This window comes from Pseudoalteromonas luteoviolacea, from assembly GCF_001750165.1.
Lineage (GTDB): Bacteria > Pseudomonadota > Gammaproteobacteria > Enterobacterales > Alteromonadaceae > Pseudoalteromonas > Pseudoalteromonas luteoviolacea_G.
In genome coordinates this window covers 2,341,673-2,358,174 of record NZ_CP015411.1, presented here as the reverse complement: position 1 = coordinate 2,358,174, position 16,502 = coordinate 2,341,673, and the positions used below count along the sequence as shown (strand labels likewise).

9 protein-coding genes and 1 pseudogene are annotated in these 16,502 nt (G+C 43.4%); 2 read left to right on the top strand and 8 right to left on the bottom strand.

The window, feature by feature from the left end:
- Positions 1–15: 15 nt before the first annotated feature.
- The 7 genes and pseudogenes from S4054249_RS10030 to S4054249_RS10000 form a co-directional block, all read right to left on the bottom strand.
- The gene (locus S4054249_RS10030; protein WP_145925007.1) at positions 16–2,565 is read right to left on the bottom strand and encodes a glycoside hydrolase family 3 protein; all 2,550 of its coding nucleotides are present in this window, start codon (positions 2,563–2,565) and stop codon (positions 16–18) included.
- Entirely contained in the window at positions 2,562–3,818 is a 1,257-nt protein-coding gene (locus tag S4054249_RS10025) for a sugar MFS transporter (protein ID WP_052961117.1), read from the bottom strand. Before S4054249_RS10025 ends, S4054249_RS10030 begins: the two co-directional genes overlap by 4 nt.
- A 92-nt stretch (positions 3,819–3,910) precedes the next feature.
- Positions 3,911–6,877 carry a TonB-dependent receptor gene (locus S4054249_RS10020; RefSeq protein WP_046357867.1) on the bottom strand — a complete coding sequence of 989 codons (2,967 nt, stop codon included), beginning with the start codon at positions 6,875–6,877 and terminating at the stop codon, positions 3,911–3,913.
- A gap of 578 nt (positions 6,878–7,455) precedes the next feature.
- Positions 7,456–10,113: pseudogene (locus S4054249_RS10015) on the bottom strand (family 16 glycosylhydrolase); the annotation flags it as partial.
- 280 nt (positions 10,114–10,393) lie between these two features.
- Complete coding sequence (locus S4054249_RS10010; protein ID WP_046357868.1) at positions 10,394–11,236, bottom strand: LytR/AlgR family response regulator transcription factor; 843 nt, start codon at positions 11,234–11,236, stop codon at positions 10,394–10,396.
- Between the two features lie 15 nt (positions 11,237–11,251).
- Positions 11,252–12,358 carry a sensor histidine kinase gene (locus S4054249_RS10005; RefSeq protein ID WP_046357869.1) on the bottom strand — a complete coding sequence of 369 codons (1,107 nt, stop codon included), beginning with the start codon at positions 12,356–12,358 and terminating at the stop codon, positions 11,252–11,254.
- Between the two features lie 249 nt (positions 12,359–12,607).
- The gene (locus S4054249_RS10000) at positions 12,608–13,594 is read right to left on the bottom strand and encodes a rhodanese-related sulfurtransferase (RefSeq protein ID WP_046357870.1); all 987 of its coding nucleotides are present in this window, start codon (positions 13,592–13,594) and stop codon (positions 12,608–12,610) included.
- A gap of 265 nt (positions 13,595–13,859) precedes the next feature.
- Here S4054249_RS10000 and S4054249_RS09995 point away from each other — a divergent pair, with 265 nt between their 5' ends.
- Positions 13,860–15,188 carry a DEAD/DEAH box helicase gene (locus S4054249_RS09995; protein WP_046357871.1) on the top strand — a complete coding sequence of 443 codons (1,329 nt, stop codon included), beginning with the start codon at positions 13,860–13,862 and terminating at the stop codon, positions 15,186–15,188.
- 3 nt (positions 15,189–15,191) lie between these two features.
- Positions 15,192–16,019 carry a CvfB family protein gene (locus tag S4054249_RS09990; protein WP_046357872.1) on the top strand — a complete coding sequence of 276 codons (828 nt, stop codon included), beginning with the start codon at positions 15,192–15,194 and terminating at the stop codon, positions 16,017–16,019.
- Between the two features lie 3 nt (positions 16,020–16,022).
- Here the strand turns inward: S4054249_RS09990 and S4054249_RS09985 are convergent, their stop codons facing one another.
- Entirely contained in the window at positions 16,023–16,496 is a 474-nt protein-coding gene (locus tag S4054249_RS09985; protein WP_052961118.1) for a hypothetical protein, read from the bottom strand.
- Positions 16,497–16,502: the final 6 nt, after the last annotated feature.

The following is a 16,502-nucleotide window of genomic DNA, read 5'->3' as shown; positions in this document are numbered from 1 at the left end:
TTCATCAAAGTCATCTTAATGACACTCAATTATTAACGCATCGGATGCCGATCCCCTCAGCGCTATTCTCCCTATTCCAACTTCAGCATTTCCATCAAGTGATAGCTTAAATGGAGACATTGTCTGAGATAACTCAGCACCAAGACTTTCAAAACAAGTTAAAGGCACGGCTAACTGCTGCCAACCACTTGTGAGCGCGCTCAATTTTTTGCCTGGTATTTTAACTTGTGAGCGGCATTTCATCTCTTCCTGACAATTCATCCCTATATAGGCTTTTGAAATTGAACCTGATTTTAAAGACATATCAAATGTTAAGTACGCACTCGAGTTGACATACGCACTCAGGTCTTCAGGGAAGCCATGTTTACTTAACAATTGAATACCAGCGACTTTTGAATCACTAAAAGACAATTGCATACTGTCTTCCTGTACAAAACGATCAATCGTTCTGTAGTCTACGCCATTGAGCTGCTCACTGTTAGAAAGGATTGGCTTTCTTTTAGTATTCTCAGTGAGATAGAGCGCCCATGGGTTTTTAGGCTGTCCATCGTATAAAAACTCGACTTCATTCATACTGGCACTAATATCAAACAACTCGCTCAAGTTGTCTATCAAAGTATCCTTTGTTTCGTAATCCAATCCAAACCCGTATTCAAATAATGGAGTTTGTCCATCAAAACGATTCACGTGCTGCGTCGGTGAATTAGGCCACGAAAACGACAGTTTACCTGTAAAGTCATATTGGATACTGTCATTTTTATCTTTTAATAACACGTCAGCCACACCACCGCCTTCAGAGCCCGGTAGCCAAAGTGCCACAAAAGCATCGCTTGCGTTTAGTTCAGCATTAACCCACATTGGACGACCACTGATGAACAGTGATACAACAGGGATACCTTGCGCTTTTAATGACTTTAATAACATCAGGTCCTTATTAGTGCCATATTGATATGCCAAATGAGGTCTATCCCCTTGTCCTTCTGCGTATGGCTCCTCCCCAAATACAACAATTGCGACATCGGGTTTATTATCCTTATCGAACGACCCATCAAGACTCAAAGTAATATCACCACCCGCTTTCAAGACTTGTTGTTTGATCCCTTTATAAATAGATGTGCCACCAGGAAAGTCTGCATTGGCATTATTAGTTCCCTGCCAAGTAATAGTCCATCCGCCAGACTGCTTACCAATATTATCTGCGCCATCTCCAGTCATTAAGATCTTTTGTTTAGGAGATAACGGCAAGATCCCTGCTTTGTTTTTGAGCAACACTAGAGATTTTCTCACGGCTTCTCTGGCAAGCGCTCTGTGTTGATCATTTCCCATTATTTTACTGTCACCAGCATAAAGGCGCTGTGCAGGACTGGGCTTATTGAACAGGCCTGATCGTATTTTCACTCTAAGAATACGGCTCACCGCATCATTCACTCGACTAATTGGTATAGTGCCGTCTTTCACTCGCCTGACCGTATTGTAAAACAACGGCTTCCAGCTTTGAGTGGGTGCCATAAACATGTCTAAACCCGCATTGATTGCTTGTGGACAGTTATCATTGGTACATCCTTTAATTTGCCCATGACCATTCCAATCTCCGACAACAAAGCCATCAAAGCCCATTCGCTCTTTCAACACCGTTGTTAGCAAGTATTTATTGCCATGTATCTTGTCGCCATGCCAGCTATTAAATGAGGCCATTACAGACTGAGAACCTGCTTTTAAACCCCCTACGTAGCCTTGTGCATGAACTTTAAAGAGTGTTTCTTCGCTAACAATATTGTTCCCTTGGTCATCCCCTTTAAGGGTCCCGCCGTCACCAACAAAGTGTTTAACTGTGCTGATCACATGCTGCTCTTTGAATACGGTATTTGAGCGCCCATCACCTTGAAGCCCTTTAACAATGGCATAGGCATAGTCACCGACTATTTCTGGGTCTTCTGAATACCCTTCGTACGTTCTTCCCCACCTGTCGTCTCGGACAGTGGCAACTGTGGGTGCGAAGATCCAGTCAATGCCCGTTGCCAATACTTCTTTTGCGGTAACTTGGGCAATTCTCTCTATCAATGCTGGGTCATTTGCGGCACCCAAACCAATATTATGAGGAAACAAGGTCGCGCCAATCACATTGTTGTGGCCATGAACCGCATCGGTACCCCACATAGTCGGGATAGAAGCGCCGTCCAAAGACGCATCAATAGACGCTTGATACATAGACTCAGCCAATGCCACCCAATCGGTCACTGACGCATGTTTGTCGCCATTTGGAAAAGCCCCACCGCCATTTAAATAAGAGCCAAAACCGTATTTACGCATATCTTCAATCGTGATATCGCGTATTTCAGGTTGGATCATTTGCGCGACTTTCTGCTCAACGGTCATCTCAGCAAGTAAAGCTGAAACCTGTGATTCAACCTCTTCAGATTTTTCAATTTCAGACACAATATTTGGCCAAGTAGTTGGGTCTTTGCCTTTTTCAGTATCTGTTACTAATCGTTTGGGCTGTCCACACGCGCCGAGCACACTGACTATGCAAGCACAAAGTAAAGTGGTTCGTTTTAACTTGATCATCGCACAGTCTCCTTTGACGGTTTTTTGTGGCACCCCCAAAGTCCAAAATAGGCGATGAAAATATAACAAGCAGCTGGTAGGAAAAATGAGCCCTGTAGCCCAATATTGTCAGCCAATAATCCTTGCAAAATGGGGATGATCGCACCACCAACAATTGCCAAGCACAATAAGCCAGAGCCACGACTTGCGTCATTGCCTAGACCCGAAATTGCTAAACTGAAAATCGTCGGAAACATAATAGAGTTGAATAGCCCAACCGCGAGCATAGCCCACATTGCAAGTGCACCGGTTTGATTCACTGCCAATATAATCAGACTCATAGACATAACTGCATTTAACGCCAATACCTTTCCACCCGCGATTTTTTGCATCACCGCAGCCCCAATAAAGCGTCCAACCATTGCTCCACCCCAATAGTATGCGATGAGCTTGGCAGCTTCTGCTTCATTCAAACCAGCAATGCTGGGTTGATGTAAAAAGCTAACTAAAAAACTGCCAATCGATACTTCTGCACCTACATATAAAAAGATGCCTATTACGCCTAAAATCAAATGCGGATGGTCACTCAGAGGCCTTGTACTTTTTTGGGGTTCGCCCTGTGATTCAACCAATGTGGGTAACTTAAGTACAGCAAATACTATAGCCAATACCGCCAATACAGCGGCAAGCAATAAGTATGGAGCTTGTACCGCTTCAGCACCATTCGATACCGAATCTTGCCCTGAAGAAAACAGTAGGTAAGCACCAAAAAATGGGGCTATGGTGGTACCCAGTGAATTGAAACCCTGTGTCAGCGTTAACCTTGACGGTGCTGTTTCTGGTTTACCAAGTGCGCTTACATAGGGGTTCGCAGACACTTGCAATACGGTGATCCCTGAAGCCAATACAAACAAAGCAAGTAAAAATACTTCGTATAATCCAATAACCGCAGCCGGCAAAAACATGACACAGCCCAAAGCAGCTATGAATAAGCCAAGTACAATCCCTTTTTGAAAACCAATTTTACTAACTAGGTTTCCGGCTGGGATCGAAACAATAACGTACGCACCAAAAAAGCAAAATTGAACAAGCATCGCTTGCGTATAACTAAGTTGAAATGCGCCTTTAAGATAAGGAATTAAAATATCATTCAGGCAGGTAATGAATCCCCACATGAAAAATAAACTGGTGAGCACACAGAGCGCAAATCCTATATTTTTAGGAGAATCGGATGATTGTATTTGCGCGGCTTTTGAAGCAAACTCGGTTGCCATAATTAAAACTCCAACCTGCACCGAGACAACGCAACAATACCTGTTACATGCTCGGTACTTAAAATAACTAAGAGATAAAAGAGTGATTAGATTTACTGAAAGCTGTATCTCACACCCAAGGTATATCTTGGACCGTACTGCCTTGCGAATAAGAACTGTCGTTCATACCGACCAAAGCCTTGCTCAGTTTCATCATTCAGATTTATACCTTCAAAAAAGACAGTCCAGCGTTCATCAAGGTCGTAATTTACGCTGGCATCTAATTGTGCATACGTCTTGGCAAACTGTGGCGGATTGTCAGCTGAGCCTTGATCTTGGCCAACACCTATCAAATATTCGTCACGCCACGCGTAAGTGAACTTAATAGACAGCCCATCTTTCTCATAAAAGACTTGTGCATTTGCAGAATCACTTAACCCCGTAAGCGGTGTTTGCTGATCTAAGCTATTTACATCAAATTCTACGTCGCCATCGACAAATGTCGCATTAAGTCCTATGCCAAAGCCGCTCTCGCCAAACACATGTTGAAATGCCACTTCGAAGCCATCGACCTTTTTAGTATCTGTCGCATTAAATGGTTGGGTTATCTTCCAGAGCAATAACGGATCATCATCGGCGGGCTCTATGTAACCTTGCGAATTAAGCGTCGCGCCATTGGCCTGCATTTGCAGAAAAATAGCATCACTGGTTGCTTGCTCACCGCGTGCTTCAATATCGGCAACCGCCTGATTCCATCTCGGACCTTGATAGATATCTTTAAATCCATCAATGGTTGTTTCAGTAACCCGACTGCCAATGAAGTTTTTGACTGACTTTTTAAAGTACCCGATTGCTGCGTAACTACTTTCATCGTAGTAATACTCAAGGCTTAAATCTAAGTTTGTAGACTCAAATGGCTCTAAGTTCGTATTACCTTCATTGCCGTTACGTGAACCTATTTTAGGGCTACCAGAGAGCACACGCCCCCCCGCTAAATCGCCAAGTGGTGCACGCGTGATGGTTTTACCCCAAGAAACACGACCAACCAGCTCATCGGTGATATCCACTTTCACATCGAGCATTGGCAGTAGCACATCATGCTGCCCTTCAGACGTATATGTATTATCCTCTGGGAGATATTGTGTGTGCCACTCACTGCCACCTAGCCACCAAACCGAAATCGGAATTTGTTGTTCATCAATACTAGTTACGTCGGTTTCTTCGTATCGAACACCGATGTTTAAAGCAACAGGGAATGAGGCAACTTCAAACTCCCAAGCACTCTGAACATAAAAGCTCATTGTCTCTTCTTGCACAGAGCTACGAGAAAAGGTGCCCAAATCATGGTATGCCGTAGTGGCGAAATAATCGCCACCACCGAGCACGTCATTGGTAAGGAATGCTTCAGAGCGTGCTACTACCTCATCAAAGTCAAAGGTATAGTAGTAATTCGGATTTAAATTTGCACCGCCACTGGCAAATGCATCTAAAAATCCATTGGTATCGTTTCTGATAAACATGCTGTCAGGGAACATTTGTGGCCATGCCGGATTAAATAAAAACCCGCCAATTAAACCACTCCAAGCGTTAGAACCGCCCATCGTTTGATCCGTCATAGCAACACCAAATTTGACATCAATCAGTGGAATGTCAAAGTGGTCATTTTCCCATGTTGCATCTATTTGTAGCTGCTGAACCTCTGCCTTTCCGGGCGAATGAACAAACTGGCTAAAGTGCGAGTCAATTTCACTTTCAAGCAGCGTTGTAGAGCCATTCAACCAATGTATTTGCGCATGTGGAACATCGCCGGTGCGATAATCATAGTTTTTAGTGCGTAGCTGATCGGATCCTAACACCAAAGAACCTTCACTACCGATGCCTTTATCAATACCGTTATCAGTTTCACTTGATGAGTCGTGATAATCCACAGCGATATGCCATACGTCATTAATTTGCCAATCGATATTGATACCTGCTGACTTTTCAATGACTTCGGTTGTTGAGCGTGATGCGGTAAAAGAGCCGTCATTGCCACTAATATCGGCAAAAACCGCGGTGCCATTTTCATCTAACTCGTAGGCATTGATATTACCGCCATATTCATTCCACATCCCCCAGCCTATACCATTTTTGCCTGTCACAGCTTTGGTGTGGGTATAATCTACAGAGAGCACCAAGTCATCAGTGGGCGCATACTGAAACACAACATGGCCATTGGTTCTGTCTCTTTCTAAGTCTTCAATGCCATAGTTCATGTCTCGAGGAAAAAAGTAATCTCCTACTCGATTTCCTTCATTATCTAATGGCCTAGGATCAATCACCTTGCTGTCATCGATATTACCAGGCAAATCGACATTGGCTTGCCACCCTTGAATATGCGCCTGTTGTTTTTGAAAATCTCTTTCATGATGTGTAAGTGAAAACGACACACCAAACGTATCATCAACAAAGGTATTGGAATAAAGCGCTGATAACTCAGGCGTCACATCGTCATTTTCAACGTTTGACGAATCATGGATCGCTTTTGCTGAAAAGGTATAGCGCTCACCGGGACTTGCCAGCGGTTTTCTAGTCACAATGTTAACTGTGGCGCCTAGACCACCACTTGGGTTTTCTGCCCTTGCTGTTTTAAATACCTCTAATGCCATTACGCCATCAGCAGATAAATTCTCAAGGCTGTAAGATCGTGAGTTACCTGTGCCCGGCATTTGTCGACCATTTAACGTAATTAAGTTGAAATCCGGACCAAAGCCTCTGACTGTGATCTGGGAGCCTTCACCATTACTTCGACTGACCGCAACACCAGTAATGCGCTGTAAAGACTCAGCCAAGTTGGTGTCTGGAAATTTGCCCATTTCCTCTGCTGAAATCGCATCCACAACACCTGATGCACTTCTTTTGAGATTCATAGCACGGGTCAAACTGCCCTTGATCCCACGGATCTCAATGACTTCTATTTCTGGATTCTGCGCATTTGTCGTTAAATTCGCTGTTGATTGTTCTTCTGCAAATACCTGCCCTGATAGAGCTAATGACACACACAAAGCCACGCGCGAAGATACAAATTGAACTTGTTTCATAACTAACCTACATAAATTCTCTGTTCTGGGGGTAAAATTACCCCCTTGTATTTGCCGCGTTACGGCACCGTGATTTCTGCGTTATCAACTCTGTAAACCGCACCTTCGCCAGTGCCCCATGCAGGGAACACCATCACGACATTGATTTTTGATAAATCTAAACCTGCGTCGGCCAACGACTGTAAAGAGTAGGTATAGGTTTGCCACTGCCCTGTAACTGGCGCTTGTGCTTCAATACTCGCACTCAAATCAAGCTCGACAGCGGTTTGCGCATCGAGCGATTCAATTTTGAATTTCCAAGTACTATTGGCGTCATTGGGTGCGTTGAGCACTTTCATGTCAAAGCGAACAACCCCTTCAGCTTGCAAGGCGCTGGCATCAAAATGTGAACCAGTATTTGCCAAAAACCCCAACACTGTAGGCTCGGCGCCAATTGTGAACTCTGCGGTCATACCATGCTCTGCATCATCTTGTTGTTCTGTAGGGGTAGAGCCCCCACAGCAATCCCACATTGGCCAACTACTGTTTTGTCCATCTTTAAACAGCGTAAGAGAGTGTGATTGAGGTACTGAGCTTGGATTGTAGATAAGCACATTATCTAGCCTAAATACTGCCCCTTCACCAGTTCCCCAAGCGGGAAAGACCATCACAACATCAATCGCTGTCACATCTAACCCAGCTTCTAATAAACTTTGCAGGGAATAAGTATAGGTTTGCCACTGGCCAACGACTGGCGCTTTACCTTCTTGACTTGCTGCCAAGTCCAGCTCCACCGCGGTGGTCGCATCCATAGATTCAATTTTGAACTTCCAAACAGACTCAGCGTTGGCTGGCGCATTCACCACTTTCATCTCAAATTGAATGACACCCGATTGCAAAAATGCACTGCTGTCGAGATAAACACCATCGTCTGCAAATAGGCCAACAACTGTCGGTTCGGCACCAATGGTGTATTGAGCAGTCATTCCATGTTGCGCATCGTCATTGACGATCTCAGGTGTCGACCCACCGCAACAATCCCATAGCGACCACTGTGACAACACATCATCTTGAAACAGCACATGCCCTTCAAATGTTGGTGCATCCATTGGTTGATAGAATTTCAGATTATCGACGCGATAAAGTGCACCTTCACCCGTGCCCCACGCAGGAAAAATCATCACCACATCAATGGCACTCACATCCAACCCTGCACTGGCTAAATCCGATAGCTTGAATGTATAGGTTTGCCATTGACCCGTAACTGGTGCCAATCCTTCAATACTGCTTGCAAGGTCAAGTTCAGCTGCGGTTTCAGCGTTATTACTTTCTATTTTTAGCTTCCAAACCGATTCGGCATCCGCTGGCGCATTCACCACTTTCATTTCAAATTGAAGCATACCATCGGAAAACATAGACGAGGCGTCAAATGGTGCTGGTGATACTCCAGCTTCGGTGATATTGTCAGCGCGCGATATAAAACCTAAAACAGTTGGCTCACTCCCCACAGAAAACTCAGCAACATTGCCGTGCTGGGCATCGTCTTCAACAATTTGTGGTGTTGTGCCTCCGCAGCAATCCCATAGTGGCCAAGCAGGGTTAATCGACTCTTCAAAAACGACAAATGATTGAGGCGCAGATACACTATCACCGGCAATACGCATGTTTGTCATTTGATATACCGCGCCGTCGCCACTGCCCCATGTCGGGAATATCATCACGGCATCGATTGCACTCAGGTTAAGGCCTCCATTTGCAAGCGCTTGCAGAGTAAATGTATACGTTTGCCACTGGCCAAGTGCAGGCGCTTGACCTTCAACACTGGTGGTCAACGCAACTTCAGCAGCCGTTGATGCATCGACGCTTTCAACTTTTAAAAGCCAAGGGGTGTCAGCGGCACTTGGAAGGCTAACAATCTTCATTTCAAAACTAAGCGTACCGCCATCTAGAAGTGGGCTTGCATCAAATGGGGTGGCTGCTCCCGTCTCGTCAGTAATAAACTCATCTCGAGAAATAAACCCATTCACGGTTGGGCTCTCTCCAACCACAAACTGATAAGCAGTGCCTTTTTCAGCATCATCAACTAAAGTAGGTGTCGACCCGCCACAGCAGTCCCAAGCTGGCCAATTCGGATTGGGTGTACCGGTAAAAATATCTAGATTCTGGGCGATGCCGGAGGAAGGTGGAATTGGCGTGGGCGCTTTACCCTCAACCAATGCATCCTCTAAGCTATCAAATCCTCCGCGCACTGTGTCACACCCTTTCCCCGTCTCTGGATTAATTTGGCATTGATACACACGCACGTAATCGATTTCAAAATGCTGACCGTTGGCAAAAGCAGAGGCATCGACGCCTAGTTCATTCACACTTTCAGGCCAGTTTCCACCTACCGCAAGATTGAGCAGCATATGGAATGCTTGGTCATACGGCGCGTTATCCCAATGGGTTTCTAACTCGCCAGAATCTTGCCCAAAATACTCAGTGAACCATCCGCGATAAATTAGCCCAACGGCATCACCATCTCCATTATAAAGCGCTTGCGAACGGCGCTGAGTTTGGTACAAGTAACCATCCACATACCAACGAATTTCCCCTTCTTGCCACTCAATGGCATAAGTATGAAAGTCATCCGCGGGGTTCATATCATCTGGTAGTAGATATGCTTTACCACTTGATTCGTTGTCTGGCCAATCTTTGCCATAATGCAAAGTGCCATATACATGTCGCTCTACAGTCCCATCTTCTCGTTTTGCTTTTAGATTAACCGACTCAACCACATCAATTTCACCAGACTTTGGCCACCCGCCGTATGCTTCATCGGTGGGTAACAGCCAAAATGCTGGCCAACTTCCTTGGCCAGATGGTAATTTTGCCCGAACTTCAAAACGTCCATACTTGAAATCAGCTTTGTTTTTAGAACTTAACCTCGCTGACGTATAGGGTTTTTGCTCCCCCTCTGCCGCCGATAAAGCGACAATGTGTAGTACGCCATTGTCAATGTAAGAGTTATCGCTACTGGCTGTGTAACATTGTTGCTCGTTGTTGCCGCCACCAGCACAATTCACTTCATGTTGCCACTTATTAGCATCAATGGTGTCTGTATCGAACTCATCGCTCCATACGAGTTGCCAATCAGATACGGGAACTTCTGGTGAGATTTGGCTGGTATCAGTGTTTGTTTCAGCGCCCCCGCCACACCCTTGCAGTGTCGCACTCAGCAGGCAAACGCCAAACACTTGGTTTACTGTTGGTTTCATTTCATTGCTTCCACATTTGCTCACAGTGCATGTGTGATATTTTCTTATTTAAAAACATCACTCTGTGAACCTTGGCACATTTATCGTTGTCATTTGGCCAAATGCATTTAGTTTAAATGCAAATTAAAAATGTAAATTTGGCAGTTAAAATATTGATAGAAAGATAATAATGTGACAATTGAAATGCGCTATCGCGGTGCAATTTTGCGTCAATGCTGGTGCAGCTGCACCGCACACGACAAGACGAAACAATTCCACGATGAAATGTGAGATATAATGACTATAAAAATGTATCTCCCAAGCGAGATTTCAACAATGACTTCAATGTATCACTGTAATTCCGACTCACTTTGAGCCGGATATCTCCCCCTAAATCCAACATCGATTCATTATTCTTTAGTGTGGTAAAACTTTTAACAAAATTCACATTTACCAAGGTAGATTTATGAATTCGTGCGAACGTCGCTTTATCTAACTCTTCACTGAGTCGCTTGAGTGTGATACGCACAACATAGTTTTCTTTGTCGGTATGAATACACATATAATCTCCAGCAGCATCGACCCACATAATGTCATCAACGCACAAGAACACTTGCTCGTTATCATGATTCTTGATCAGTAATTCGTGTCTTGGTTTTGTCGGAAAAGGCGCATTTTCTTTATCTAGCCACTCTTGCAGCCGCGAGATGCTTAAGCCCGATGATTCACCTAGCGCTTTTAAAAGTTTGGCTTTCTCATCACTCTTTTGAGACCGAGCTGATTCATTAAGTGAATCACGGATCCTGTCTACTGTTTTTTTAAGCCTGCCAAGGTTCACTGGCTTCATGAGGTAATCCAGCGCATTAAGTTCAAATGCTTCAATCGCATAGTCACTATACGCACTGACAAACACCACCAATGGCATAGTGTCTGACTGCAACCCTTGAACTACTTCAAGGCCACTGAGGCCTGGCAACTTTAAGTCGATAAACAACACATCTGGCTGATGCTCATAACACAACCGAATGGCATCATCACCGTCGAACCCCTCTCCCACAACCTGAATATCAGATATGTTCTCAAGTCGAAGCCTTAGACCTTCTATTGCCAGAGGTTCATCATCTACCAGTACCGCAGTAATCATATTTGTTTCCAATTCTTATTTTGCTATCACAAAGGGAATAATCAATGTGACACGTGTTTTTGTAATACCATTCTCGACACTGAGCTCACATGGCGTACTGAAAAAGGTTTCTAGGCGCTCTTTGGTGTTACTTAAGCCTATTCCAAACCCTTTTTCATGGAGTTTATCTGTGCCTCCACCGTCATTTTCGACCAAAATCATAAGGTGCTCATCTTGTTTGGTAACTCGAATATCAATCCGGTTTTGTTGCTTTCTCGCTTCAACGCCATATTTAATTGCGTTCTCTACAATCGGCTGTAAAACCAACGGGGGAATTTTTGCCTGCTTTGCCTTGTCATCGATTGCAAAATTAACCTTCAAACGTTCACCAAATCGGACTTTCTCAATACTCAAATACAGCTCGAGTAGCTCTAACTCTTTGCCTAGCAGGCTGGCATCTGTTGCGTCGTGCTGGAGTGATGCACGGAAAAAATCACAGAGTTTGTCTAACATCTCTTGCGCCATATCATTCTCTTTTTTCATGATTAAAGTCGAAATGGCATTCATAGTATTAAACATAAAGTGTGGATTTAACTGATACCTTAACATTTGCAGCTGTGCATCTTTTGCCGCAGTTTGGGCTCTAAGCAACATTTCATGCTCTTTTTGCAAACGCGCGTTGTAAAGCATAATAAAAAATATCGCTGTCCACACAAACATGGTAGAAACAGAGAACAAAAACCAGCCACCGAATTCAAGCATATTAAGTTCTTGATACCATACTTGGTTGTAAACAATGGTTTTGTATGAAGCCAGTTTAATGACATTAAACACCAGACCTAAAATAGCCGCGCTGACAAAGCTCGTTATCAACGTACGCTTGAGTGGCCAATGTACAATGCGCCTAATGATAGACCACTGTAAAAATGACAAAATAAAACCAAAACCCACCTCAACAGCCAGATTCAATAATTGGCCCGCTAAGTTAAAGTTACTGTCATCAAACTGTGGATGAATAATCGAGATAAACACAACGACGGTATAACCGAGCCAGCCTAAGATCTGTAAAGACCAAAATTGATGGCTTTGCTTTGAAAAAGCTTGCAGTGAAATGGTTAATTCTGACTGGGTTTGCGCATTCATTATTGTTGTACGTTATAAACTTATCCTGCTTGAGTATAAGCGCACATGTCAGGGGAACCCAAATCAGCAACAAATGTTATTGAGCATGCTCAGTTTATTCTTTGGAAAAAGAGATTATTTTTAACCCATTGAATTTATATGGTTTTACAAGGATGGGAAAAGCATCGTGACTCAAAAAAACAAAAACGCCCTCGGCCATATGACCGAGGGCGTTAAAAGTCGTTATTGCTTTTTAAAAGCTAGGGCAAATTAAGCTGATTGCTTACGCTGCGCTTCTTTTTGCGCTTGTTTTTGCTCTTTGCGTTGACGAAGTGCTTCTTGCGCTTCATGACCGATATGGCCTTCACCACGCTCTTTTGCCAGTTCCATTTGCTTTTGGCGCTCTGCAAAACGTGCTTTTTGCTCTTCAGTCACATTATCGAAGCAGTGGTGGCAAGAAACCCCTTCCATATACTGCTCTAATTGCATTTCTTCTTCAGTAATAGGCATACGACATGCATGACATTGCTCGTAAGAGCCTTTGTTTAGGTCATGGTCGACCGCAACACGGTTATCAAATACGAAACACTCACCTTCCCACATTGTCTCTTCTTTTGGCACGTCTTCTAAATACTTAAGAATACCGCCTTCTAGGTGATAAACCTCTTCAAAACCCTGCTCTTTCATGTAAGCAGTTGATTTTTCGCAGCGAATACCACCAGTACAGAACATGGCTACTTTTTTGTTTTTCTTAGGATCTAGGTTTTTTTCTGCCCATTCTGGGAATTCACGGAAAGTTTTAGTTTTTGGGTCAACCGCATTTTTGAACGTGCCGATTTCAATTTCGTAATCGTTACGTGTATCAACAAGTACTACTTCTGGGTCTGAGATAAGTGCATTCCAATCTTCAGGCTTAACATAAGTACCTACCACTTTTTTCGGGTCGATACCGTGTACACCCATGGTCACGATCTCTTTTTTCAACTTCACTTTAGTCCGGTAGAACGGACATGTTTCGTCGAAAGACTCTTTGTAAACGATGTTGTCTAAACCTGGTTGTTTGTCTAGCCATGCTAGTAATGCATCAATGCCTTCACGCTGCGCAGCAACGGTACCGTTAATACCTTCTTCTGCTAGAAGTAGCGTACCACGCACTTCATTTTCTTCCATTACTTGCAATAAAGGTTGGCGGATCTGCTCAAAGTTAGGCAATGAAACGAACTTATACATTGCACAAACAACATAAGGTTTAGTCATAATAATTCTCTTTTATAAGCTTTAAAACAACCTACACTTAAACACGACGCGTAGGCACAAACCGAATCGTAAATCCGGCGCTGAGGCGTGTATTTTACGGATTTATGAAACAAATGCAAAACACGCAGAATCAAGTGCTGAGATTTTGTTCCAAGTGATTAAAACAAAAGCAAAAACAGTTTTAACCCTATATTTATATAGTGCCTTTGTCTGGCACTTTGCTATAATGGCGCGTTTTTTAGAATAATGATTGGAGAAAGTAACTTTGAGATTTTCCGAACTCGGCCTTGACCTACGCTTTGAGAAGCAATTACAACATCAAGGAATTAATGAGCCAACAGAGATCCAAGCTCATGCTATCCCTACCGCACTTGCAGGCCACGATGTTTTTGCCCAGTCAAAAACCGGTTCAGGAAAGACCTTGGCGTTTTTATTACCTGCTGTTCAGCGTGTAATGAAACAAAAAGCGCTGAGTAAACGCGACCCACGTGTACTCATTGTTGCCCCTACCCGAGAGCTTGCTAACCAAGTATTTTCACAGTGCCGTCTATTAATCGCAGGTACTGCGATGACAGCCACTAAGGTACTCGGTGGCGAGAACTTTAATGATCAGGTTAAAGCGCTACGTAAAAACCCGCACTTTGTGATTGGTACACCGGGTCGTATTACTGACCACCTAGAGCAGCAATCTCTGCGCTTGTCTGGCCTTGAGCTACTTATTTTTGATGAAGCAGACCGAATGCTTGATTTGGGCTTTGACAAGCAGCTTAATGCGATTAACAGCCAAGCTGACCACCGCCTTCGTCAAACTATGTTGTTCTCAGCGACCTTAGAGCACGCGCAAGTTGAGATTACCGCCAAAGCACTTTTAAAGTCTCCAAAAAAGATTTTATTAAGTGGCAGTAACGAAAAACACGGTGACATTCAACAAGCGTTGTATTTCGCAGACCACCTTGATCACAAAGAAGCACTACTTAAGCACTTTGTACAACAAGACGAAGTTGGCCAGTGCATCATCTTTACCGCGACTCGCCAAGACACTACGCGTTTAAGTGAGCTGTTAAATGAGATGGACATCAAAGCAATTGGCCTTGCAGGAGATTTAGCGCAAAACAAGCGCCTAGATATCATGGATGCATTTAGCCGTGGCATTTATAAAGTGTTAGTGACTACCGATGTCGCTTCACGTGGTCTTGACCTATTAAACGTGACACACGTAATCAACTTTGACTTGCCAAAGCAAGCGGAAGAATACGTTCACCGTATCGGTCGTACTGGACGTGCAGGGTTCAAAGGCACTGCAGCATCACTGGTTGGTCCAAAAGATTGGAAGAGCTATAAAGCAATTGCACAGTACTTAAAAGAAGAACTGACTTTCCACACAGTAGAAGGTTTAGAAGGTAAATTTAAAGGCTTTAAAGAAAAGCCGAAAAAGCCAGCTTATAAAGGTAAGAAGCCGCAAAAAGCGAACAAGCCAGAACAAAAACGTAAGTTTACTAAAAAGCCTAAAGCACCGAAAAAGCCGATTGCAGCACCATTTGATGTGGATGGTCATGCACCACTTCGCAGAAAACCAAAGCCAACTGAGGAATAAACCATGCTAGGAACTAAGCAATTTTTAATGATTGAAGAGATCTGTGCAGAAGGCGCATACCTCGACGGTAAAGAACTGGGTGATGTATTTTTACCTTTGGATGAAAAACCTGAATATTTAGAAGAAGGCGATAACGTCGAAGTCTTTATTTACTCAGATAACCAAGGTCATGCCTGTGCAACTACCAAAGATCCTATCGCACAAGTCGGTGAATTTGCCTTACTTCGTGTCAAGCAAATCAACAAAGTTGGTGCATTTATGGACTTGGGTATTGCAAAAGATGTACTTGCGCCATACAACGAGCAAAAGCCAAAAATGCGTGAAGGCTATAGCTACCTTGTAAAGCTTTATTTGGACAATGCCAGCAAGCGTTTGTGCGCTTCAAGTAACCTCAATAAGTTTGTTAATAAAACACCAGCGAATTACGAGAAAAACCAAGAAGTCGATTTAATCGTGGCTGCTAAAACAGATCTTGGCTATAAGGTGGTTATTAATGAAACGCACTTTGGCATGGTGTTCTTTAATACGGTATTTAAGCGTATGTACATCGGCCAGCGTATGAAAGGCTTTATTAAGCAAGTACGCGAAGGCGACAAAATTGATGTATTACTTGAAAAGCCGGGGATCGAAAAGATTTCAGGCCTTGGTGAGCAAATTCTTGCCAAGCTAGAAGAAAACAACGGCTTTTTACCTTTAGGTGACAAGTCAGACCCTCAGCTTATCAAGCAAGCTTTCTCAACCAGTAAAGCTAACTTTAAAAAAGCCATTGGTGGCTTATTCAAGCAAGGCAAGATTGATATCGAAGCGAACTCTATTTCACTTCGAAAATAGTCTTTATGGTGACTTAAACTCGGTTTGAGTCACCTCTTCTATCTCGTTTATTACTTTAATAAAATCATAATGTTGTACTGATATCCATGTTTGGTAATAGTACTCTGTTGGTTTAACGCCCGGTAGGCAATAAAGATTAACTTTTGCTCTATACGCCTCGCCAACAACTTCTACTTGTTTATCCAAAAAGAACACTTCTGGGCTTTGTCCATGCAGTTCAGTAAGCTGTTTTATTTCCTCTAAATCCAGTACGATTGCAACACTGCGCCTATCACGATAATCATCTTCAGTATTTAAAAATACAACATTTCCTCGCCTTGCGGCAGACTTAACTTTAAAACGATATACGCCATAAATAGAGTTTGGTGCGGCTGCTTCTGTTTTGGCTATCAAGTCCATCGTTTTAGGTGCATCGTAGACATTGCTTGGCATGCAAGCCTCGATAAATAAAATACTGAATAAAAAAAGTGCTTTCACTCATAT